The following is a 22,556-nucleotide window of genomic DNA, read 5'->3' as shown; positions in this document are numbered from 1 at the left end:
CGGCGTTCGTTCGGCCTTGATCAGTCCTGAGTGGGGGGCTTGTTCAGGTCTGTGCGGGGAATTTCCTGCGTCTGGTCGGTCGTCCAGTCCCGCTGCTCCGGCTCCTGCGGAAGATCGGAGCGGGGAATGACCTCGGTGCGATCTTCCGTGAAGTCGCGCTGCGTGTCGGCCGCGTGGGCACCACCTGCACCCGCTGCTGCGGCCGAGGCCGGACCGGCGGGAGCCGGGCTGCCTGCCGCGGCGGCACGCCGACCGCCGTTTCCGCCACCGCGGAGACCGAGGACGAAGCCGACGATCAGCAGGATGATGCCGAGGACGGCGGCGATGATCGGCAGGGTCCTACCGAAGAGCGACAGCTGGTCCTGGCCGTCGCGGGCCTGCTCGAGCTGGAATTCGATGGTCGGTTCGTCGAACGGCAGCGTCACGTTGAGGACGGTCACCTCGGGGGTGTTCGCCTCGCGTGCGTAGTACTGGTCCTGCTGTTCCTGACCCTTGACGACGACACCGGTGATCGGGTCGACCCACAGGTCTCGGACGTTGTTGTACCAGCGGGTCATCTCGACGGGCTCGTCGCCTTCACCGACGCCCCACGTCGAAGCGGGAAGCTCCAGCTTGTAGGTCGGAGCGCTCGGGTCGGCCTCCGACAAGTCGATCGGGCCGATCTCGTGCTGGAAGTGGTAGACGGGCATGCCGTTGATCTCTTCCTCACCGATGAAGTCGATGGGGAAGGTCTCACGGGCATTGATGTCGTAGTACGGGTACGACTCCTGCTTGACGTCGAAGGGGAACTTGTACTGAAGGCCTTCGCGGTTGTCGATCTCCTCGCCCGGTGAATCCGCAGACGTCTGGATCGTGCTCACCCGATCGGGGTACTCCTCCTTCGACACCGGCATCGATGACACCCGGTCGATGGTGAGCCGGTCGACGGTCGCGGACACGAGTCCGGTGTCGCCCTGCATGTCGAGGCGGCGCACCGTCTGACCGGCCTGGAGCGTCATGATCTCGCTGTCGGCCGGATCCTCGACGGTCACGAAGCGCTGCGCCACGATCGGGACGTCGGTATCGACCTGAGCGTTACCGGCGAGCAGCGCACGCGAATTCAGAATGTCGCCGGTGCCTTCGGCGACCGTCGTCACCTCGAGGTCGAGCGGCGTCTTCTTCAGCTTCCCGACGGTGTACGTCGGGATCAGAATTGCGATGGCCAGGAGGAATGCTCCCAGGCCCACCAGAATCATCGCCAGTATCCGGCCCGAGCTGGAACGCTCAGCCATGCTGTTTCTCCTCACTCAACGGTTTCATCGAGTACCCCCACCGGCAGCAGGGCTGCACGGATCGCCTGGCATCCGACCCGCGAACACCACGTGAGCCCAGACACTAACAGCCCGGGGTTGGGTGATGCGCGCCCGCACGCCGGGGTGCCCACACTTCTCGTATCGGGCACTACACGGCACACTGTTCGACGATGACCGCTCTCAACATTCCGTCCCGCTCCGCGTCGGGCTTTCTCCCCGCGTTGGAAGGTATGCGAGGTATCGCCGCCGTAGGCGTGCTCATCACTCATGTCGCATTCCAGACCGGGGCGGTTCACGATCCGTGGCTCGGCAGGGTGTGGGGCCGATTGGATCTCGCGGTGGCTTTGTTCTTCGCGCTGTCGGGTTTCCTGTTGTGGCGCCCGCATGCGGCTGCGGCACGCGAGGAGACCGATCCACCGTCGACTCGCCGGTACTTCGTCTCACGCGCGACCCGAATCCTGCCGGCCTACTGGGTCGCGGTGATCCTCATCCTGTGGCTGCTGCCCGGCGCGGGGGGTGGGCCGACGGTGTGGTGGGCCAATCTCGCGCTGGTGCAGGTGTTCGTTCCGCTGACGCTCACCGAAGGGCTGACCCAGATGTGGAGTCTGTCGGTGGAGGTGGCCTTCTATCTCGTGTTGCCGTTGCTCGCGTGGTCGGTCAGCGGTCTGCGCGGTCACGCAGCCCGCTTCCGGATTCCGGTCCTGCTGGGCGCGGCCGCGTTGTCGCTGGCGTGGGCGTGGGTACCCGTGCCCACGCAGGACCACATCAACCACGACAACTGGCTGCCCGGTTACCTGCCGTGGTTCGCGGCGGGCATGCTTCTCGCCGAACTTGCTGCGCACCCCCCGACCTGGATGCATCGCCTCGCCGCGAAGCGGCACATCATGGCGATCGCGGCACTCGTTGCGTTCGGTCTCGCGACGACACCGCTCGCAGGCCCGGCAACCCTCACCACCCTCGAACCGTGGGAGTACAACGGCAAGATCGTGCTGGGCGCGCTGGTGAGTTTCGCGTTGCTGGCTCCACTCGTACTCGCGCCGCGCACCGAACATCGCATCCTCGCAAGTCCCCTCGCGCTCACGATCGGCCGCTGGTCCTACGGAATCTTCATCTGGCATCTCGCCGTGCTCGCCGTCGTCCTTCCGGTGTTCGGCATTCCCGCGTTCCAGGGACGCTTCTGGTTCGTGCTGATCGTGACGGTCGTGCTGAGCGTCGCGGTGGCATCCATGAGCTACGCGTTCGTCGAAGAACCTGCGCGACGGATGTTTCGTCGCTGGGAACGCCGCCGCCAGAACTCGGGTACCTCCACAGCGCGAGCCGCCGCGACACCGACTGCGACCAATCCGACCAGCGCCGCGAACTGAATCAGGTACGAATGTCCGACGTAGCCGTCGGGTGAGCGCCACGGCCCCGTCGACAGTAAGGCCATCGCGAGCATCGTCGACCCACCCGCGATGCCGACGAGCATCCGCGACGCGGTCGTCGAACCCCGCCGTGCGGCCACGGTGATGGCACCTGCCGCGCCGACGGCCGTCACCGCGACCCCCGCAGCGCCCGCGACGACGAAGGAGGCGAGTGCGACCCCGATGAGCGCAGCGGTCATCGAATGCCACGTCCGCGGTGCGGGACCGGGGTCGGGTACCGGGCGGCGGCGGCGGGGCAGGAACGCGAGTGCGAACAACGGAATCAGCAGCAGAAGACCCCCGAAGATCCCCAGGCGATACCAGCGATCGGTCGCGAATTCGAGGGTGACGGTGCCTTCCGTTCCCGCGGGCACGATCCAGCCCTGTTGCCATCCGTCCGCGATGAGCGGCGTCAGCTCGGTGCCGTCCGGCGCGGAGGCAACCCATCCGACGTTCGTGCTCTCCGGCACCACGATCAGCTGATCGGAGTCGGATGCGGGCACGTGCAGTTCACGCAGGTTCTCCGTCCACGTCCCCATCTCGAGTTCCACGGGGTCGGTACGTGGGGGTTCCGTCCCCACCAGAGGCAACTGCATACTCGACGCCACGAACGCGGTGCCCGGCTCGACGTCCACATCGACCCGGCCCGCACGCATCCCCGCCGCGTCCGTGTCGCACAGGGTCGCAGGAATTTCCGCGCCTTCCGCGAGGTCGCGGACCGTCCCGGTCACCGAGGTGTGGTAGTCGCGGCCGTCGATCGTGATCACCGGTCCGGTGTCGCACCCGATCGTGACAACGCGGTTGTAGATCGGATCCTGCGCGCCGATCGGACCATTTTCACCGAGAATGGTGATCTCGGCGAGTCCCGGGGGCGTCTCTTTCGAGAACCCGAGGATCGTGCGATCGATCGTGTCGACGTGATCGACGAGGGTGATCTGCACTTCGTCGGTGAAATGCGGGGTCACCTCGATCTCGCCGGAATCTTCGTCGACTTCCCGGACCTGCGGGCCGTTCCCGAGGTTCACCGAGACCCGGGTGGGCGCGGCGGGGAGCGCCCCCAGCGAGGTTGCGAGCTCGAGACCCGTCACCACCTGCGGTGACGGCAATTCGAGGGTCAGGGTGGGATGCGGCGCCCCGGACTCGAGCGAACTCTCCTCCGCGGTCCACGACGTGCGCGGGTCACCGTCGGTGGCGGCGAATGCCGAACCTTGCAGGTCCACCACGTCGGCAGCACCGCGGGCGACGACCCGATCGGATCGGTCGATCACGTCGTCCAGTGCTGGCCCGGGGCGGGCGCGTACCCACAACTGCGGCGTCACCCACGACTCGGTCGGAACGTTCAAGGTGCGGGTGAACAGGTTCGGTTCCTCCGGCGCGGTTGCCAGGCCGAACGCGCACCGCACCCGGTCGGGGGTGTCGACGCAACTACCGCGACCCGGGAACTCCTGCCGGAGATCCCATCCGCGCACAGCGGTCCCGTCGGAGGGGCCGGGCACGACGATGCGCCGCCGGATGTCGAGGAACTGCGGGTCGGAGCGGTCGGTGTGGTCTTCGAGCGCGACCTCGGACAGTCCGAACTGGTTGCCGCGGCTACCTCCCTCGGCGTACGTCGCGGTGATCCGGATCCAGGTAGTCGTGCCCAGCGGCAACGCCACGGTCTGGGGAGTGCCGGGCTTCTCGACACGGACGGCGGTGCTTCCCCGGTCCGTGGTCACCTCGAGCCACTTCACGGGTGCACCCAATGCACCCGAACTCGTCGTCAGGTGCAGGATGCCGGCGTCGATCGGGGTGTCGAGGTCGAGTTGCAGCCATTGCCCGATCGCGGATTCGAGTCCGTTGCTGTGCCAGCCGGTGGTGGGGTCACCATCGATCGCGGCGGCAGGACCACTGCCGACCGATGTCCCGCCGAGCTGCGTGGCGTCCGACGCGGCACTCGACACACTGATCCGTGCGCCTTCCCATTCGGCCTGCACGAGTTCGGTGTCGGGCACGGGATAGTCGGGTACCAGATTGTGGGTGCGTCGCTCGTCGCCCTCGGCGCGGATCGTCGACGAATGGTGATCGACCTGCCCGTAGTCGGTTTCCCGATCGGTGGGGGTGTCGGTCACGGTGAGGGCGTCCGGCTCGCGTCCAGCGCGTGCACTGTCGGCCGCGAACACCCGTGGACCCACATGGCCGGGGTCGGTGGTGTTCAGGCTCAGTAGCGACTCGGGTCCGCCCTGCACGACGGGCACCGCCGCGGCGTCCACCGTGTACGGCCCGACAGGCGCGTCCGCCGGTTCGGCGACCCGGTAGATCTCGACCGCCCGATACACCGGACGCAGATCGGCGTCGGCGACGACGCCGTCGGGCTGGACGCGTTCGATCTCCGAGCCGAACTCGGCGACCCGCTCGATGCCCGGCGACCCCTCGACGGCCCGGTGCACCAGCGCCGGACGTGCCGCGGGGGAGGTGTCGGGATCGAGATCGTTGCGCACCACGAGGTAGCCGATTCCCATGCTGCGCAGCGTTGCCGCGAGCCCGGGCGACGGGCGGCCGTCGGCGATGAGTCGCTGCACCGAATCGAGGGCACGGATCGCGCCCGGCGGCACCAACGGAACCGCGTCGCGTGAGGCCCACGGTGTGGACGCGAGTGCCTGGATCGGTTCGTCGCGGGTCAGACCCCAGATCTGGCTTCCGAACGGTGCTCCGGGCAGGATCAGGGCGCGCTCGCCGCGTTCGTCGGTGTGCTCGTCGAGCCACTGTGCGGTCTCGTGCCAGTATTCGGGCACCTCGTCGTATGCCCCGCGCGGTGCGAGTTTCCCGGTCCACGCCAGCGACGTCGCGAGGGTGGCAGCGACGAGCACCAGGGTGGAGAAGGCGAGCATCGGGTTGCGTTCGGGATGTGCGAATGCGCTGCGGGCGCGGCGCCACGGCACCGAACCGGGCAACGGCACCCACCGCAGCAGATGCGCCAGTCCGAGGACGAGCGGAAGCCGCACGAGCGGCTCGAGTTTGTGCACGTTGCGTAGCGGCGCGCCCGTGGAATCGAGGAACAGCCGGACCTGTTCGGCAAACGGGGAACTCAACTCGCCGACGTACCCCGCGCCGAGGCCCGCGACACCGACGAACAGGATCAGTGTCCACCGGCCGCGCCCAGGCATCGTGCGCATTGCCAGCCCTGCGAGACCGGCGGCGGCGAGCAGTCCGGTGACGAGCACCGCGGCGGGCTGGGTGACCAGCACGGCCCCGGCGATGCGTTCCGGCGACACGAACGGCGTCCAGCTACTGGTGCCGCGCAGCACCTCGGCCAGCGACGTCCATTCGGTCGTCACCCCGGACGACTCGATGAAATCCAGGAAAGGAGGACTGACCTTGCCCAGTAGCAGCAGCGGCACCATCCACCACGTCACAGCGACCACACACAGCGGCAGCCACCACACGGTGAAACGCCACCAGCGTCGATTCGGCCGGTGCGCGATCCACCACAGGGCCGCGACTAGGCATGCCGCAGCGGTTGCGACGGCATTGATCGCGCCCATCAGCGCGACGGCGACGGCGGACTGCGCAGCGAGAACACGGTGCGAGCGCGCCCCCCGACCGTTCAGATAGCGCACCACGGGCAGCAGCACCCACGGCGCGAGCATCAGCGGGTGTGCTTCCGACGAGATGGATCCGAGGGTCGTCAGGACGCGCGGCGACAACACGAACACGGTCGCCGCGATCACGCGCGAGCTACGGCTGCCGATTCCGAGGGCTTCGGCGAGCCGGACAAGACCCCAGAAACCGGCCACGAGCAACAGCGCCCACCACAGACGCTGCGTGATCCACGGAGGGATGTGCAGAACCTGCCCGAGAGCGAAGAACGAACCGTGCGGGAAGAAATACCCGTACGCCTGGTTCTGTACCTGTCCGAGCGGTGCCACACTGCTCCACTGGTGAGCGGCGCGCGTGAGGAAACCGACCGGGTTCTGCGTCAGGTCGTATTTGGTGTCGGCAACGATCAGGCCGGGGACTTGCGCGAACGAAAGGACGAACGCGACGGCGGTGACAACATACAGCCACCGCCGCGACAGTGGTTCCGCGTTCGGTGAAGACTCGGCGGCGGAAGGTTCCGCAGCGCCGCGCGTACGTGAACTCGAAGCGTTCCCGGCGCCGTCAGCGGCTGCCGTACTCAACCTGGTTCAAGAGGGACGAATCAGCGTTGCCGCTGCGATCGATCTCGGGACGAGAGTTCTCGGATACCGCAGCAGTGACTCCGAAGACTGCGACGGCGCCGACGACGACACCGGCCACCGCACTGATCAAGCCTGGTCCCAGGAACTTCCCCATGCCCAACTCCCCATCATCGATCGACTCTCGTCGTTTGTTTCCGCGTCAAGGTATCACCCCGGATGGCGGGGACGGTGCCAGCGCACCGCCTCGACCTCTCACAGGCCGATGGTGCCCAGCAGTGTGCGCAGCTTCGCGGTGGTCTCGGCCAGTTCGTCGTCGGGGTCCGACCCCGCGACGATGCCGCCACCGGCCCATGCGACGGCGCGCAGCCCGTCGGCGCTGATCTCGGCGCAGCGGATCGCGACGAGCCAGTCGCCGTCGCCGTTCGAGTCGCACCAGCCGACCGCGCCGCCGTAGAAGCGGCGGTCGCCTTCCGTCGCCCTGATCGTCGCGAGAGCCGCCTCGGTGGGTGTTCCCGCGACCGCAGGTGTCGGGTGGAGGGCTGCGGCAACGGAGATCGCGTCGGTGCCCGGATCGCGCAGTGTTCCGGTGATCGGGGTGGCGAGGTGCCACACATCCGGCGTCGAAGTCAGTTCGGGCCCGGCGGGGATGTCGAGGTCGCGGCACAACGGGCCGAGCCGCGCCCGGATCCAGTCGATGACGAATGCGTGCTCGGCTCGGTTCTTCGATGACGCCAGCAATTCGTCACCGGCCTTGCGGTCGGTCTCCGGATCGGTGTGACGCGCGGCGGTGCCGGCGAGTGGACGACACGTCACGGTCTCGCCGCGCACGCTGACCAGCAGTTCCGGTGTTGCGCCGACGAGAGTGTGGCCCCAGTAACGTTCTTCTGCGGCACTGAGATCGAGTGCGTAGGTCGTTGCGTCCGGGTGACGGTCGATCATCCGCGCGGCCAACGCCAACGGGTCGATCGGTTCGTCGGCCTCCAGCGCCACGCGGCGGGCGGCGACCACCTTGTCGAACTCGCCGAGTTCGAGCCGCTCGATGAGTGACCGCACCCGCGCGACATGAACGCGGGGTAGGGGGATCTGCGCAGTCATCCGCACCGCGGGCAGATCGGGGAGGTCTGCGGGGGCCTGCCATGGCCCGTCGGTGATGTCGACGGTCTCGGGTTCGGTCAGCGCGGCCGCCCGGTCCGGGTTGAACGGCAGGGCTCCGGCGATCAGATCGGCATTGCCCCGACGCAGAGCCGTCGACGCCGCGGTGACATCGGAGAACAGACGCCGCGTCCCGATGGCGTGTACAGAGCGATCGGCGCGCGAGAGTAGGAATCCGTCCATGGTGAGACGACGATATCGCCCGCGCATCGTTGTCGATGTAGTGCGGGGCGATTTCTGTGATGTGAGCGTCAGCGGCCGGGCGGGACGATCAGGACCGGCCGGTGGCTGTGGCGGAGTACGTGATCGGCGACCGAGGACTGCAACAGCGAACGGAGCCCTGTCGTGCCGCGAGTGCCGGTGACGATGATGTCGACGTCCAACTCGTCGGCGGCCTCGATGATCGCCGACCACACCGCGTTGACGACCTCGACGGTGCGGCCCTCGGCATGCAGGCCGAGCGAGTTGGCGAGTTCGAGGCCTTCCCGGTTGGTCACCTTCGCGTCGGAGAGGGCAACGTCTTCGTTCTCTTCGTCGGGCACCCACTCGGGCTGCATCACACCCGACAGCCCCGACATCCGCGCGGCCTGGCGGACCATCGGCTCCCACGCGGTGACGACGATGGCACGGCACGATTCGAGGAAGCGACCCGCGTATTGCACGGCGCGCTTGGAATTCTCGGATCCGTCGTAGGCGATGAGGATCAGGTCTGCGGCCAACGTGCACTCCTCCAGGTCGTGTACGTGAAAAGCTCTCGTTCGGCGGTGGTTGGCTGCACGATACCCCGGTCAGCGGGTGGTGGGGAGGCCCCTCACACGAGTCGACTACCGTCGAGGATCATGCGGATCCGACACAGCCTCGCCGTCGCGCTCACCTCGGCACTTGCGGTCACGGCCTGCGGTGCAGGCGACACCGCCGACGCTCCGTCAGCGGAGCCGTCCGCGACCCTGGAATCGACGGCAGCCGGGTCGACGACCGCGTCGTCATCGACGGAGGCCGGCCCGGCGACATCATCCGCCCGGCCCGAGGCCTGCGGCGACGAACTGCTCGCGTCACTGTCGCTGCGTCAGAAGCTTGCACAGCTGCTCAACGTCGGTGTCACCGGTGCTGACGATGCACTCGCGATGATCCAGGCAGAACAGATCGGCGGAATTTTCGTTGGCAGCTGGACCGACCCGGCAATGCTCGCCGAGCGCCAGATCCCGGGGGTGGCGGCGCAGAGCCCGCTGCCGCTGATGGTGACGATCGACGAAGAAGGCGGACGCGTGTCGCGGGTCGGGGAACTGCTCGGTCCCGATCCGTCGGCGCGTGTCACCGCGCAGACCATGACTGTCGACGAGACGTATCGGATGGCGCTCGAACGGGGGCAGGAACTGCGTGAGCTCGGCATCACGGTGGACTACGCCCCCGACGTCGACGTGAGCAGTCAGCCCGACAACTCCGTGATCGGCGACCGTTCCTTCTCCGACGACCCGGCCGTGGTGACCGACTACGCCGGGGCGTATGCGCGAGGGCTCCAGGACGCGGGCATCATGCCGGTGCTCAAGCATTTCCCCGGACACGGCTCGGCGTCGGGTGATTCGCACACCGGTGCCGTGACCACTCCACCGCTCGATGAACTCGTCGCGAAAGATCTCGTTCCTTATCGGGAACTGGTCTCGCCCGATGTCGCGGTGATGCTCGGCCATCTCGATGTTCCCGGCCTGACCGACGGTCTGCCCGCGAGTATCAGCCCCGCGGCAGTGGAGTTGTTGCGCACGGGCACCGGTTACGGCGGCTCGCCGTTCGACGGCATGATCTTCACCGACGATCTCTCGGGGATGCAGGCGATCACCGACTCCTACCCGATCACCGAGGCGGTCGAGGCCGCATTGGTCGCAGGTGTCGACCAGGCGTTGTGGCTGACCACCGATCAGGTTCCGGCGGTTCTCGGCCATCTCGAACAAGCGGTCGCCTCGGGTGATCTGCCTTCGACTCAGGTCGACGAGTCGGTGCGCACGGTCGCGCGTGCCAAGGGTGCGCTCGACTGCTGAACGCTTCGATCGCGCGGTGGATTCCGATTCCCTACCGTAGAGTAAGAAACAGTTCGTCACGTAGGTGTTGGAGGAGTCATGGCCGGCGGTACCAAGCGACTGCCCCGTGCGGTGCGGGAGCAGCAGATGCTCGACGCCGCGGTGGATGTGTTCTCCGAGAACGGTTTTCACGATACGTCGATGGATGCGATCGCGGCGCGCGCAGCGATCTCGAAGCCAATGCTCTACCTCTACTACGGGTCGAAGGACGAACTGTTCGCCGCGTGCATCAGCCGGGAGGGGCAGGCGTTCGTCGAGGCTCTCAAGCCCGCGGGCGACCTGTCGCTGTCGCCGCGCGAACAATTGCGCGTGGCGCTGGAGTCGTTCCTCGGATTCGTCGACGCCCACCGCAACTCGTGGATGGTGCTCTATCGCCAGGCATTCGGACAGCAGGCGTTCGCGGGGCAGGTGCAGAACAGCCGCGACCAGCTGATCGAGCTCACCGCGCATCTCCTCGAATCCAGCACACGCGACCCGGAGCCCGGAACCGACTTCCAGATCATGGCGGTCGCGCTCGTCGGTGCGGGTGAAGCCGTCGCCGATCGTGTCGCAGGTGGTGAGATCGAGGTCGAGAAGGCCGCCGACCTGCTCGAGAACCTCGCGTGGCGCGGTCTCGCAGGAAAGAAGAGGTCCGACCAGCAGGGCTGATCGGACCTCTTCTTTCGGACTGTGTGCCGGGACGCCCCCATCGCGCCCCGGCACACAGAGTCTCAGCGCACCGAAACTCAGCGCAGGGTCGCGGTGAGGTGCGGGTACTGCTTCTTCGGGTGCCGTACCGCCAGATCCCATCCGCCGGTATCTCCGTCATGTTGCGCGTAGACGCTCAGCGACGACGGCAGGAGTACCGGCTTACCGAACCGCACCGAATAGGTGACCTTTCCGGGGATTCGGCCCTCCACTGCCGACAGTGTGGCTGCAGCCGTCCACATACCGTGCGCAATGGACTTCGGAAACCCGAATGCCTTGGCACCCAGCGACGATACGTGGATCGGATTGCGGTCACCCGATACCGACGCGTACTTGTCGATCGTCTTCTGGTCGACGCGCAGCGTGGAGGTGGGAACGGCGGGGATCTCCTCGGCCTTCGGTTCCGGCTTCGGCTCGCCCGAGAGTGACGTGCGCTGCTGGTGCAAGAACGTCGACGTCTGACGCCACACCGTCTCGCGTCCCACATTGACGACAGTGACGAGATCGACGAGCAGGCCCTTGCGATGTTCACGCATGTTCTCGGCGTGCACACGCAGATCGAGAGGCTCGGTCGCCGAGATCGGCCGCATCTGCTCGATCACGTTCTCGGCGTGGACCGAGCCGATCGCGGCGAACGGAAATCCCTTCGACACCATCAGTTTCATCACGAGCGGGAACGTGAGAATGAACGGGTACGTCAGCGGCAGCGTGTCGCCGAAGCGCAGTCCGCACACTTTCGCGTACTCGGCGAGGTTGTCGGGATCGACGCGCAGTCCGCGGAGGACGAGCGTGTCGTCGGGCAACGTGTCGCCGGAGGCTCCCACGACCGGCAGCGCCGACAGCACGGCGCGTCCGTAGACGTCGAGGATCGACGGGCTCGCCGTGAGTTCGATCTCGCTCATCAAGCCCCCAGCATGGACTGGCCGCAGACGCGCACGACCTGCCCGGTGACGGCGCTCGACGCAGGACTCGCGAACCACGCCACGGTCTCCGCGACGTCGACGGTCTCGCCGCCCTGGCTCAGCGAACTCATCAGGCGGCCGCCTTCGCGGGTTGCGAGCGGAATCGCGGCGGTCATCGCGGTCTCGATGAATCCCGGCGCGACAGCGTTGATGGTGATGTTCTTCTTCGCGAGCACGGGGGCGGTGGCCTGGACGAGGCCGATGACGCCCGCCTTCGATGCGCCGTAGTTGGTCTGGCCGCGGTTGCCCGCGATGCCTGCGATCGACGACACGTCGATCACGCGACCGCCCTCCGAGAGTGCACCCTTCTCGACGAGGACCTCGGTGATCTTCTGCGGGGCAATGAGATTCACGGCCATCACGGAGTTCCACCTGCTGTCGTCCATGTTGGCGAGCAGCTTGTCGCGAGTGATGCCTGCGTTGTGCACGATGATGTCGGCGCCGCCGTGCCGCTCGAGCAGGTGCGCGGCGAGCTTGTCGCCCGCGTCGGGAGCGGTGACATCGAGTGGGAAGGACGTGCCACCCACACGGTTGGCGGTCTGCGACAGCGCCTCACCGGCAGCCGGGACATCCGCGGCGATGACCGTTGCGCCGTCGCGGGCGAGGACCTCGGCGATCGTTGCGCCGATGCCACGCGCTGCGCCGGTGACGACAGCGACCTTGCCTGCGAGCGGCTTGTCCCACGACTCGGGAGCAGTGGCGTCACCGTCACCGACACGGACGACCTGGCCGTCGACGAACGCAGACTTGGCGGACAGCAGGAATCGGAGTGTCGACTCGACACCGGACAGGCCGGTCGAGGCCTTCGGTGAGACGTAGACGAGTTGGATCGTGGCGCCGCGACGGAGTTCCTTGCCGAGGCTGCGGGTGAAGCCTTCGAGGGCGCGCTGCGCGATCTGCTCGTCGACGGACGCCGCGTCCTCGGGCGTGGTACCGAGAACGACGACACGCCCGCTGGGGGCGAGGCCGCGGATGGCCGGCTGGAAGAACGTGAAGAGCTGTTCGAGACCCGCGGCGTCGCTGATGCCGGTAGCGTCGAACACGAGAGCACCGAACTCGGTGTCGGCAGGGTCGGCGAGCGGGTAGTCGTGCAGCAGCGCGCGGATCGGTTCCACCAGGCGGCCGTTGCCGCCGAGGAGGACGGGCCCCGGCAATGCGGGTTCACCGGGCTGGTAGCGGCGAAGCTTCTCGGGCTGTGGCAGACCGAACTGCTTCGCGAGGAAAGAGCCGGGTGCGGACGAGATGAGCTGGGAATAGAGCTTGGGGGCGCCCTTGGCGTCAGCCACGTTTCCACCTTCTTCGAATTCGGTCGTCGATGCTGTGGTCGACAACTAACTTACTCCTGAGTAAGAATAGTAGCCACAGTACGAGTCCATCCGAATGCGGGAGATACCAGTGACCACCAATGCCCGATCCACGCAGCTGCGTCCTACCGCTCGTTCCACGCAGCAGCGTCGTGTCGCCGTCCTCGGTGGCAACCGGATCCCGTTCGCGCGTTCCGACCGCAAGTACGCACGCGCCTCCAACCAGGACATGTTCACCGCGACCCTCGACGGTCTCGTCAGCCGATTCAACCTGCAGGGCGAGCGCCTCGGCGCCGTCGTGGGCGGGGCGGTACTCAAGCACAGCCGCGACTTCAACCTGGTCCGGGAGAGCGTGCTCGGCAGTGCCCTGAGCCCCTACACCCCCGCCTGGGACCTGCAGCAGGCATGCGGCACCGGCCTGCAGTCGATCGTCTCGGTCGGCGACGCGATCGCCGCCGGACGCATCGAAGCCGGCATCGGTGGCGGCGTCGACACCACCTCGGACGCCCCGATCGCGGTGAGCAACCCACTGCGCGAATTCCTGCTCTCACTCAACCGCGCACGTACGACCGCAGATCGGGTCAAGCTGCTCGGCAACGTGCGTCCGTCGATGCTCGGCATCGAGATTCCGCGCAACGGCGAGCCGCGCACCGGCCTGTCGATGGGTGAGCACGCTGCCATCACCGCCAAGGAATTCGGTGTCCGTCGTGAAGACCAGGACGAACTCGCCGTCGCGAGCCACCGCAACATGGCCGCCGCCTACGATCGCGGATTCTTCGACGACCTCATCACCCCGTTCCTAGGGCTCACCCGCGACGACAACCTGCGCCCTGATTCGTCGGTCGAGAAGCTGTCGACGTTGAAGCCGGTGTTCGGCAACAAGCTCGGCGACGCCACGATGACGGCGGGTAACTCGACTCCGCTCACCGATGGTGCGTCGGCGGCCCTGCTGTCGACCGAGGAATGGGCGGCCGAGCGCAACCTGCCGGTCCTCGCGTACCTCGTCGACTCCGAGACCGCCGCCGTCGACTACGTGCACGGCGGCGACGGACTGCTCATGGCACCTACCTACGCCATCCCGCGGCTGCTCGAGCGCAACGGCCTCACCTTGCAGGACTTCGATTTCTACGAGATCCACGAGGCCTTCGCGTCGGTGGTCCTCGCCACACTGCAGGCGTTCGAATCGAAGGAGTACTGCACGCAGCGACTCGGCCTCGACGCTCCGCTCGGCTCGATCGACCGCAGCAAGCTCAACGTCAATGGATCCTCACTCGCGGCGGGCCACCCGTTCGCCGCGACCGGCGGCCGTATCGTTGCTGCTCTCGCAAAGATGCTGCACGAGAAGAAGCAGGAGACGGGCAAGCCCGTTCGCGGCCTCATCTCGATCTGTGCTGCCGGTGGCCAGGGCGTGACGGCCATCCTCGAAGCGTGACCGTGCAGGACGCCGGACACATTCGGATTCTTTTCTTCCGATGCGTGTAACGCCTCTGCCGGCGCAGCGATAGAACATACGACCCTGCTGGGCTACCTGACCCCCGACCTGGTAGCCCAGCAGGGTCTTTTGCGCATTCCGCCCGTCGACCGTTCAAGTCCGGGCGTTACCCTGGAGAACCGGTATCCGGCGCGCGGTCTACGAGCGTGCCCTGTCTGAAGGGACATCGGTGAGCGGCAACAACGGGACGAACGAGCCCGAGGCTACACACGACGACGTTCGCCCGACCGAACCGCAATCGCAGGCGGCGTCCTCGGCCGATGCTGCGCCGCCGGTCGATGCTGTCGCAGAGCACGGTGACGCGGCGACACTGGACACGAGCGAAGCGGCGTCGACGGGAGACGTCGAGCCCGGACCGGAAGATCGGACCCCGGAGACGAGTGTCCCCGCCGGCGAAGCCGATTTCGACGGATCCGAGGCGGCAACGACGCCTGTTTTCCGTGCTGCGCCTACCGCACCGGCTGCTGAACCGTCCGATGAATCCGAAGCGTTCGAGCCCACTGAGACTTCTGACGCAGTTGAGGCAGTTGAGGTAGCTGACGCTCCCACCGCGGTCATTCCGGTGACGAAGGTGCCGTCCGAGCAGAACCCGCCTCCCTCGGACGCTCCCACCGAACAGATGTCGCAGATCGAGGTTCCGCCCGCCCCGACCGCCGCGATGCCGCCCGCATCACCCACCGGCGCTACCCCGCCCCCCGCAGGACCGCCGCCGGTCGCGCCTCCGCCCGGGGACGGTCCGGGTGGCCCGTCGGGTCCTGACAAGCCGTGGTCGAACCTCCCGAAGCGCACGATCGCGCTCGCCCTCGGCGGTGTGGCAGCGGTCCTCGTCCTCCTCTACGCCGCGGATGTCGCTATGAGCTCGGGCGAGGTGCCCCGTGGCGTGACCGTGGCCGGTGTCGAGATCGGCGGCGAATCGCTCGACGACGCCGAAACAACTCTTCGCGACGAACTGGGTCCGCGGCTCGACGCTCCGGTGGCGGTGACCGCCGGTGACACCAGCGGTGAGATCGTGCCGTCGGAAGCGGGGCTGGGTATCGATTGGGATGCGACCCTCGCCCGGGTGGGCGAGCAGCCTCTCAATCCGTTCGTACGTCTGGCGTCGTTCTTCGGCAACGACGAAGTCGGTGTGGCCTCCACCCGCGACGACGCTGCTCTCGCCGCGTCGATCGATCTGGTGACCGCCGCCGCAGCGCACGAGCCGCGTGAAGGCAACATCGTGTTCGAGGACGGCACCCCCGTCCCCGTGACCCCGCAGCCCGGCCAGCGTCTCGACGCGGAAGCAGCGTCGGACGTGTTCGCCGAGCGGTGGCCCTTCGGTGATGTGTCGCTACCGGTCGAGAGTGTGGAAGTCACCGTCACCCGTGAGGGCCTCGATCGTGCACTCGCCGAGATCGCGGTGCCCGCGGTCGCATCGGACCTCGTGGTCACCGGACTGGACGGCGCGGTCGCGACATTGCCACGCCAGGACATCGGCGCGGTGCTCTCGTTCGCACCCGACGGTGACGGCGGACTCGATCCGCAGTACCACCCCGAAGCTGCCATCGGGATCCTCGGGCCGCAGCTCGCCGACACGGAGACAGAACCGAAGGACGCACAGATCGTGCTCGACGGCGGTCGTCCCGCAGTTGTTCCGGGCACGAAGGGCAACCTCGTCGATTGGGAGAAGACCCTCGAATCGCTGCCGCAGCTGCTTGCAACGGAGAACGGACGATCCGTCGAAGCCCTGTACAAGTCGGCCGATCCGGAGCTCACCACGGAAGCCGCCGAGAAGCTCGGAATCAACGAGGTGATCGGTGAGTTCAGCTCCGGTGGGTTCGAGTACGCGTCCGGTGTGAACATTCGGATCGCTGCCTCCGAGATCAACGGCGCGCTCGTGAAGCCTGGAGAGACGTTCTCACTCAACGGATACACGGGCCCGCGCGGTGCAGCGGAAGGCTATGTCGAGTCCGGCATCATCGAGGCGGGCCGGCCGGGTAAAGCCGTCGGCGGCGGTATCAGCCAGCTCGCGACGACCCTGTACAACGCGTCGTACTTCGCGGGTATGGAGGACGTCGACCACACCGAGCACAGCTACTACATCTCTCGATATCCGGCTGCGCGTGAAGCGACGGTCTACGAGGGCGCAATCGATCTGGCGTTCCGCAACCCGTCGGAGACGACCGGAGTGCTGATCCAGACGATCTGGACCAACTCCGACATCACGGTGCGCCTGTGGGGCACGAAGACGGTCAACGTGCAGTCCATCACCGGCGATCGCACCAATTACACGTCGCCGAATACGATCACGCTGCCCGCGGGTGAGTCTTGCATCGCCTCCAGTGGTGCGCAGGGATTCACCGTGACGGACACGCGAATCGTCACCGACGTGAACACCGGTGCCCAGATCTCGAACAAGACCCGCACCGTTCGCTACGACCCGGTACCCATCGTCAAGTGTGTGAGCCCGGAGCCGGAACCCGGCGACGAGCCGTCCGGTGGCGACGGTCCGTCGACGCCTTCATCCGCGCCGGGGGACGACACCGCACCGGCACCTGCGCCGGCCGAACCCGAATCCGACACACCGCAGACCGACGCACCGCAGACCGACACACCACAGGCAGGGCAGCCCGCCGCGGCGCGTCCGTCTGCGGGTGATTTCGTGCCGGACTTCTCGGGTTTTCCGGGCGTCGACGACCAGTAGAAGGGCTCGCGGAGAGGCGATCTCGCTGAGCGGGAACTCGCCGTGGGTGCTGTGACAGAGCTCATAGCATCCCTGCAATGACCAATGTGATCAGTACGGATTCCGACACGAGCGAGTTGCTCGGGAATCAGCAGCAGAAGAACCGGGCGCAACGGGTGAGTTCTGCCGACGAGCGTCGTGCACGGATCCAGCGAGTGATCGACATGCTCGTAGCTCGGCACGACGCGATCGTCGACGCGATCGACGAAGACTTCGGCGGCCGGCACCCGGGCTACTCGACCGTCAACGACGTACTCGGATCGCTGACGGCCCTGAAGTACGCCCGCGACCACCTCGAACAGTGGATGCAGCCCGAGCCGCGTGCAATGTTCGCCCCGTACGATCAGCTCGGTGCCACCGCGTCGGTGCAGTACCAGCCGAAGGGCTCCGTGCTGATCATCGGGACCTGGAACGCCCCGGTCTACACGCTCATGAGCCCCCTCGCCGGAGTGCTCGCGGCGGGGAACCGGGCGGTGCTGAAGCCTTCCGAGATCGCACCGCGCACCGCGCAGGTATTGGCCGACGCAGCCGAGGAGTTCCTCGATCCCACCGATATCGCCGTCGTCACCGGTGGTGTGGAGACCGCGCAGGCGCTCACAGCTCTGCCGTTCGACCACATCGTCTTCACGGGTGGCCAGGCTGCAGGTCGATCGGTGCTCGAGAACGCCGCCCGCAACCTGGTGCCGGTCACCTTGGAACTCGGCGGTAAGTCACCGGTGATCGTCGGCCGCTCCGCCGATCTCGCAACGGCAGCGTTTCGCATCGCGATCGGTAAGGCCACCAACGGCGGCCAGATCTGTGTCAGCGCCGACACCGTGTACGTACCGGTCGAGTCTCTCGAAGCATTCGTCGACGCGATTCGTGCGTCGTACGGCGAGTTGCTGCCCACGGCCACGGGTAATCGTGACGTGACGGCAATCGTCGACGATCGGCATGTCGCGCGCATCGACGAGTATGTCCGCGAGGCAACGAAGCTGGGTGCGCGCATCGAGACGGTTCCCGATGAACCGATCGGTACCGCCGATCGTCGCCGTCCACTGCGACTGGTGATCGATCCACCGCTGTCGGCAGCGATCTCACAGGAGGAGATCTTCGGTCCCGCCATGGTGGTCCGGACCTACAGCGACCTCGAGCAGGTGCTCGGGCAGATCAATGCCGGGCCGAAGCCTTTGGCCTTGTACTACTTCGGGCAGGACGAGCGGGAACAGCGCGTCGTCGTCGAATCCACCACGTCCGGTGGCGTCACGATCAACGAAGTGATGATGCATCCGGGGCTGCTCGATGCGCCCTTCGGTGGTGTCGGGGCATCCGGCATCGGGCATTACAACGGCCGCGAGGGCTTCCTCGAGTTCAGTCATGCCCGAACGGTGTTCGTGGCATCGGAGCAGGATCCTCGTCGTGAGTGGGGAATGCTTCCCCCGCACGCCGACGGGTACCGCGCGGCAATGTCTGCGCAGGTGACGGCGGAATGAGAACTCGCGGAGCGATCATCCGGCAAGCGCCCGGTACCTACGAGATCGCCGAACTCGATCTGGACGAACCGCGGCGCGGTGAGCTGATGGTCCAGATGGTCGCGGCCGGGTTGTGTCATTCCGACGACCACATCTCCTCCGGCGATCATGCTGTGGGTAGCTACCCGATCTGCGGTGGGCACGAGGGCGCGGGCATCGTCGTGCAGGTCGGGCCCGAGACGTACGGCTGGAGTGAGGGCGACCATGTGGTGTTCTCCTTCCTTGCCGCGTGCGGGCGGTGCCGGTGGTGTGCGAAGGGCTTGCAGAATCTGTGCGATCGCGGCGCCGCGATCATGACCGGAACCCGGCCGGACGATCCGACAAGTTTCCGCATGAGTCTCGACGGCGCGCCCGTCGCGCAGACGTGCGGGCTGTCCACCTTCAGTGAATACACCACTGTCAGTGTCGATTCGGTGATAAAGGTCGAGAAGGATCTACCGCTCGACAAGCTGTGTCTACTCGGGTGTGGCGTGGGCACGGGCTGGGGAGCTGCCGTCAATTCCGCTGAGGTGTATCCCGGACAGACGATCATCGTGCAGGGTATCGGCGGGATCGGTATCAACGCGGTCCAGGGCGCAGCACATGCGGGCGCTGCCAGGATCATCGCTGTGGATCCCGTGCCGTTCAAGCGCGAGAGTGCCCTGAAGTTCGGTGCCACGCACGCTGTCTCGGGCATGGCGGAGGCAACCGAGATCGCACGGTCGTTCACGAACGGGCAGGGCGCCGACGCGGCGATCGTCACGGTGGGCGTCACGACAGGGGAACACATCGCGGAAGCGTTCTCGTCGATTCGCAAGGCCGGCACCTGCGTGGTCACCGGACTGGGATCGATGACCGACGTCGGAATCCCCATCAGCCCCATGGAATTGGTGCTGTATCAGAAGCGGTTGCAAGGTTCGTTGTTCGGCGCATCTGCGCCGACCGCCGATATCCCGTGGTTGATCGACCTGTACACCTCGGGTGCATTGAAGCTCGACGAGCTGATCACGTCCACATACAAGTTCGACGACATCGCTCAGGGCTTCACCGACATGCACGAGGGGCGGAACCTGCGCGGGGTCGTCCTGTTCTGACCGCGCTACGACGACAGTGGCTCCCGCCGATTTCGGCGGGAGCCACTGTCGTGTTCTGTGCTGTCGTGTCGATCTACGCGGTCATCAGAACGCGGCTTCGTCGAGCTCCATGATGTCGAGGTCGACGTCGGTGATGATGCCTCGCGACGTGGTCAGGGTGGGCAGCACGTTCTTCGCGAAGAACGATGCTGCTGCGACCTTGCCCTCGTAGAACGCCTTGTCCTTCGCGTCCGGTCCTGCGTCGAGAGCGGTGAGCGCGACCTCGGCGTGCTCGAGGAGCAGCCAGCCGATGAGCAGGTCGCCGAACGACTCGAGGAAGCGGACCGAGCCGAGACCGACCTTGTACAGCTCGGTGGGCTGCTCCTGCGCGCCCATGAGGAACTGGGTGAGGGTCGCGACCATCGACTGTGCATCTTCGAGTGCCGTGGCCAGCAGCGCGCGCTCCGGCTTGAGGCGCTGGTCGGCGGTGTCGGAATCGAGGAACTTCTTGACCTGCCCTGCCACGTGTGCGAGAGCGACGCCGCGGTCGCGGGCGATCTTGCGGAAGAAGAAGTCCTGCGCCTGGATCGCGGTGGTGCCCTCGTACAGGGAGTCGATCTTCGCGTCGCGGATGTACTGCTCGATCGGGTAGTCCTGCAGGAAGCCCGAACCACCGAAGGTCTGGAGCGAATCAGTGAGGTACTGGTAGGCCCGCTCGGAGCCGCAGCCCTTGACGACCGGCAGGAGCAGGTCGTTGATGCGGTGTGCGAGCGCGGCATCGGCGCCCGAGACCTGCTCGGCGACGACGTCGTCCTGATGTGCGGCGGTGTAGAGGTACACGGCGCGCAGGCCTTCCGAGTAGGCCTTCTGCATGGCGAGCGACCGGCGGACATCCGGGTGGTGCATGATCGACACGCGCGGCGCGGTCTTGTCGGACATCTGGGTCAGGTCGGCGCCCTGGATGCGTTCCTTGGCGTAGTCGAGCGCGTTGAGGTAGCCGGTCGACAGCGTCGCGATGGCCTTGGTGCCCACCATCATGCGGGCGTGTTCGATGACGTCGAACATCTGCGCGATGCCGTTGTGGACCTCGCCGACGAGCCAGCCCTGGGCGGGAACACCGTGGCCGCCGAAGGTGACCTCGCAGGTCGCGGAGGCCTTGAGACCCATCTTGTGTTCGACGTTGGTGACGAACACGCCGTTGCGTTCGCCCATCTCGTTCTTCTCGAAGTCGAAGTGGGTCTTCGGGACGAAGAACAGGGACAGGCCCTTGGTGCCCGGTCCGGCGCCCTCGGGGCGCGCGAGCACGAGGTGGAAGATGTTCTCGAACAGGTCGTCGGAGTCGGCCGAGGTGATGAACCGCTTGACGCCCTCGATGTGCCAGGAGCCGTCGTCCTGCTTGATGGCCTTGGTGCGGCCCGCTCCCACATCGGAGCCGGCGTCGGGTTCGGTGAGGACCATTGTGGCGCCCCAGCCGCGTTCGACGCAGGTGGTCGCCCACTTCTTCTGCTCGTCGGTGCCGTTGTCGAAGAGCACGCCGGCGAATGCCGGGCCTGCCGCATACATGAAGGCGGCGGGCTGCGCACCTAGCATCATCTCGTTGACCGCCCACAGGAGGCTGCGCGGCGACTCGGTGCCGCCGATTTCCTCGGGGATGCCCATGGACCAGTATCCGGCGTCCCACCAGGCGCGGAAGGCCTTCTTGAACGGCTCGGGGAGGGATACCGAGTGGGTGTCGGGATCGAAGGTCGGGGGGGTGCGGTCGGCGTCGGCGAAACCTTCGGCGGCCGGGCCCTCGGCGAGGGCTTTGACCTCGGTGAGGATGCCGCGTGCGGTCTCTTCGTCGAGGTCGCCGAACTTGCCGGCTTCGAGGACCTTCTGAATCTTCAGGAACTCGAAGAGGTTGAATTCGAGGTCGCGGAGGTTGCTCTTGTAATGGCCCATGTCTGTGCTCTGTCTCCCAGTGCGGTCCGGTGTCTGCCTAGTACCGCCCAAGTTTATTACTCGTCGGTAACATCTCTATGTTACTCGCCAGGCAACTAACTGCCAAGGCCGATTTTACGGGCAACCACGAGTGCGTCGATGGCAGTTCCGGAAACTGTTTCTCGGAATCTCCGTTCTGCTACCCGGATTTCCAGCCTGCCGTCGATTTCTTCGACGATATCGGCTGGGGTGTAAAGGATTTCACTGTCCTGAGGCCCGCCGACTCCCTCGTCGATATTCGTCCTGTCATGTCCCAGAAATATGAGGATTCCGTCATGTTCGAGTGAATTGATCGCATTGTCGATCAGTGTTCTGCGCTGCGCCGGAGGGAAGTGCAGGAATGCGGCGAGGATCAGATCATAGGGGCCCTCGAATGAGCCCTGCGTCACATCCGACTTTGTGTACCGCAAGCGGTCACGCGACCGTTTCGGCGCCTGCGTCGCGACCTGCCGTGCCTTGTCGAGGGCCACCTCGGAGAAATCCGTACCCAGTACTTCCCAGCCGCGCGTCGCGAGCCAGAGGGAGTGCCTGCCCTCGCCGCACCCCAGGTCGAGCGCGCGACCATGCGGAAGAGCGGTGGCGAACTCGACGACGACGGGGTTCGGCGGTGCCCCCCATACCAGTTCGGCAGCCTGATACTTCTCATCCCACTCACGTGCATCCATGAGGGGAAAGGTAGTCGTCCGCGACCTCGGCCCGCTTGTACTGGAACGAGTTCCAACCGGGGGTGTCGCGGACGGTTTTCTCGACCCGCGATACCGTGTCCCGACGGC

Annotated in this window: 15 protein-coding genes and 1 pseudogene; 7 read left to right on the top strand and 9 right to left on the bottom strand. The window is 66.5% G+C overall.

Going from position 1 to position 22,556, the window contains the following annotated elements; translation table 11 throughout:
- Positions 1 to 20: 20 nt before the first annotated feature.
- Positions 21 to 1,271: a DUF3068 domain-containing protein gene (locus MWU77_RS07620; protein WP_247273339.1), complete on the bottom strand. Its 1,251-nt coding sequence runs from the start codon at positions 1,269 to 1,271 to the stop codon at positions 21 to 23.
- A 191-nt stretch (positions 1,272 to 1,462) separates the two neighbouring features.
- Here MWU77_RS07620 and MWU77_RS07615 point away from each other — a divergent pair.
- Positions 1,463 to 2,500: pseudogene (locus tag MWU77_RS07615) on the top strand (acyltransferase family protein); the annotation flags it as partial.
- A gap of 23 nt (positions 2,501 to 2,523) precedes the next feature.
- On the opposite strand, the gene MWU77_RS07610 reads toward MWU77_RS07615, so the two are convergent.
- From MWU77_RS07610 to MWU77_RS07595, 4 genes are all read right to left on the bottom strand, one after another.
- Positions 2,524 to 6,852, bottom strand: a complete 4,329-nt coding sequence (locus MWU77_RS07610; RefSeq protein WP_247273338.1) for an alpha-(1->3)-arabinofuranosyltransferase — start codon at positions 6,850 to 6,852, stop codon at positions 2,524 to 2,526.
- A complete protein-coding gene (locus MWU77_RS07605; protein ID WP_169687267.1) occupies positions 6,833 to 7,006 on the bottom strand; it encodes a DUF2613 domain-containing protein in 174 nt (57 codons plus the stop codon). The genes MWU77_RS07610 and MWU77_RS07605 overlap by 20 nt, the downstream gene beginning before the upstream one ends.
- Positions 7,007 to 7,104: 98 nt before the next feature.
- Positions 7,105 to 8,187, bottom strand: a complete 1,083-nt coding sequence (locus MWU77_RS07600; protein ID WP_247273337.1) for an isochorismate synthase MenF — start codon at positions 8,185 to 8,187, stop codon at positions 7,105 to 7,107.
- A 68-nt stretch (positions 8,188 to 8,255) separates the two neighbouring features.
- Positions 8,256 to 8,723, bottom strand: a complete 468-nt coding sequence (locus MWU77_RS07595; protein ID WP_169687265.1) for a universal stress protein — start codon at positions 8,721 to 8,723, stop codon at positions 8,256 to 8,258.
- A gap of 120 nt (positions 8,724 to 8,843) precedes the next feature.
- Here MWU77_RS07595 and MWU77_RS07590 point away from each other — a divergent pair, with 120 nt between their 5' ends.
- Positions 8,844 to 10,037 carry a glycoside hydrolase family 3 N-terminal domain-containing protein gene (locus tag MWU77_RS07590; protein ID WP_247273336.1) on the top strand — a complete coding sequence of 398 codons (1,194 nt, stop codon included), beginning with the start codon at positions 8,844 to 8,846 and terminating at the stop codon, positions 10,035 to 10,037.
- 78 nt (positions 10,038 to 10,115) lie between these two features.
- Positions 10,116 to 10,724 (top strand): TetR/AcrR family transcriptional regulator, encoded by a 609-nt coding sequence (locus MWU77_RS07585; RefSeq protein WP_169687263.1) that lies wholly within the window; start codon positions 10,116 to 10,118, stop codon positions 10,722 to 10,724.
- A 77-nt stretch (positions 10,725 to 10,801) separates the two neighbouring features.
- Here the strand turns inward: MWU77_RS07585 and MWU77_RS07580 are convergent, their stop codons facing one another.
- Entirely contained in the window at positions 10,802 to 11,665 is an 864-nt protein-coding gene (locus tag MWU77_RS07580) for a MaoC/PaaZ C-terminal domain-containing protein (protein ID WP_169687262.1), read from the bottom strand.
- On the bottom strand, positions 11,665 to 13,011 hold the full coding sequence (locus tag MWU77_RS07575) for a 3-oxoacyl-ACP reductase (protein WP_169687261.1): 1,347 nt from the start codon (positions 13,009 to 13,011) through the stop codon (positions 11,665 to 11,667). The genes MWU77_RS07580 and MWU77_RS07575 overlap by 1 nt, the downstream gene beginning before the upstream one ends.
- A gap of 94 nt (positions 13,012 to 13,105) precedes the next feature.
- Between MWU77_RS07575 and MWU77_RS07570 the strand changes: the two genes are divergently transcribed.
- The 4 genes from MWU77_RS07570 to MWU77_RS07555 all read left to right on the top strand — a co-directional run bounded on the left by MWU77_RS07570 (position 13,106) and on the right by MWU77_RS07555 (position 19,824).
- A complete protein-coding gene (locus MWU77_RS07570) occupies positions 13,106 to 14,461 on the top strand; it encodes an acetyl-CoA C-acetyltransferase (RefSeq protein ID WP_374229823.1) in 1,356 nt (451 codons plus the stop codon).
- A gap of 871 nt (positions 14,462 to 15,332) precedes the next feature.
- Entirely contained in the window at positions 15,333 to 17,201 is a 1,869-nt protein-coding gene (locus MWU77_RS07565; RefSeq protein ID WP_169687465.1) for a VanW family protein, read from the top strand.
- A 77-nt stretch (positions 17,202 to 17,278) separates the two neighbouring features.
- On the top strand, positions 17,279 to 18,712 hold the full coding sequence (locus tag MWU77_RS07560; protein ID WP_247273335.1) for an aldehyde dehydrogenase family protein: 1,434 nt from the start codon (positions 17,279 to 17,281) through the stop codon (positions 18,710 to 18,712).
- Entirely contained in the window at positions 18,709 to 19,824 is a 1,116-nt protein-coding gene (locus MWU77_RS07555; RefSeq protein ID WP_169687259.1) for an NDMA-dependent alcohol dehydrogenase, read from the top strand. Before MWU77_RS07560 ends, MWU77_RS07555 begins: the two co-directional genes overlap by 4 nt.
- An 84-nt stretch (positions 19,825 to 19,908) precedes the next feature.
- On the opposite strand, the gene MWU77_RS07550 is transcribed toward MWU77_RS07555, so the two are convergent.
- Positions 19,909 to 21,744, bottom strand: coding sequence for an acyl-CoA dehydrogenase (locus tag MWU77_RS07550; protein WP_169687258.1), 1,836 nt, complete (start codon positions 21,742 to 21,744; stop codon positions 19,909 to 19,911).
- A 95-nt stretch (positions 21,745 to 21,839) separates the two neighbouring features.
- Positions 21,840 to 22,448, bottom strand: a complete 609-nt coding sequence (locus tag MWU77_RS07545) for a bifunctional 2-polyprenyl-6-hydroxyphenol methylase/3-demethylubiquinol 3-O-methyltransferase UbiG (protein WP_169687257.1) — start codon at positions 22,446 to 22,448, stop codon at positions 21,840 to 21,842.
- Positions 22,449 to 22,556: the final 108 nt, after the last annotated feature.

The sequence above is a fragment of the Rhodococcus sp. F64268 genome (genome assembly GCF_023015605.1).
Classification (GTDB): Bacteria; Actinomycetota; Actinomycetes; order Mycobacteriales; family Mycobacteriaceae; genus Rhodococcus.
This window is presented reverse-complemented; position numbering and strand designations above follow the sequence as displayed.

What these genes read in the sequence shown, in the direction of transcription:
- MWU77_RS07585 (WP_169687263.1), top strand. Translation starts at nt 10,116, where the DNA reads ATGGCCGGCGGTACCAAGCGACTGCCCCGTGCGGTGCGGGAGCAGCAG.
- MWU77_RS07590 (WP_247273336.1), top strand. Translation starts at nt 8,844, where the DNA reads ATGCGGATCCGACACAGCCTCGCCGTCGCGCTCACCTCGGCACTTGCG.
- MWU77_RS07580 (WP_169687262.1), bottom strand. Translation starts at nt 11,665, where the DNA reads ATGAGCGAGATCGAACTCACGGCGAGCCCGTCGATCCTCGACGTCTAC.
- MWU77_RS07600 (WP_247273337.1), bottom strand. Translation starts at nt 8,187, where the DNA reads ATGGACGGATTCCTACTCTCGCGCGCCGATCGCTCTGTACACGCCATC.
- MWU77_RS07620 (WP_247273339.1), bottom strand. Translation starts at nt 1,271, where the DNA reads ATGGCTGAGCGTTCCAGCTCGGGCCGGATACTGGCGATGATTCTGGTG.
- MWU77_RS07605 (WP_169687267.1), bottom strand. Translation starts at nt 7,006, where the DNA reads ATGGGGAAGTTCCTGGGACCAGGCTTGATCAGTGCGGTGGCCGGTGTC.
- MWU77_RS07545 (WP_169687257.1), bottom strand. Translation starts at nt 22,448, where the DNA reads ATGGATGCACGTGAGTGGGATGAGAAGTATCAGGCTGCCGAACTGGTA.
- MWU77_RS07550 (WP_169687258.1), bottom strand. Translation starts at nt 21,744, where the DNA reads ATGGGCCATTACAAGAGCAACCTCCGCGACCTCGAATTCAACCTCTTC.
- MWU77_RS07555 (WP_169687259.1), top strand. Translation starts at nt 18,709, where the DNA reads ATGAGAACTCGCGGAGCGATCATCCGGCAAGCGCCCGGTACCTACGAG.
- MWU77_RS07560 (WP_247273335.1), top strand. Translation starts at nt 17,279, where the DNA reads ATGACCAATGTGATCAGTACGGATTCCGACACGAGCGAGTTGCTCGGG.
- MWU77_RS07570 (WP_374229823.1), top strand. Translation starts at nt 13,106, where the DNA reads ATGCGGGAGATACCAGTGACCACCAATGCCCGATCCACGCAGCTGCGT.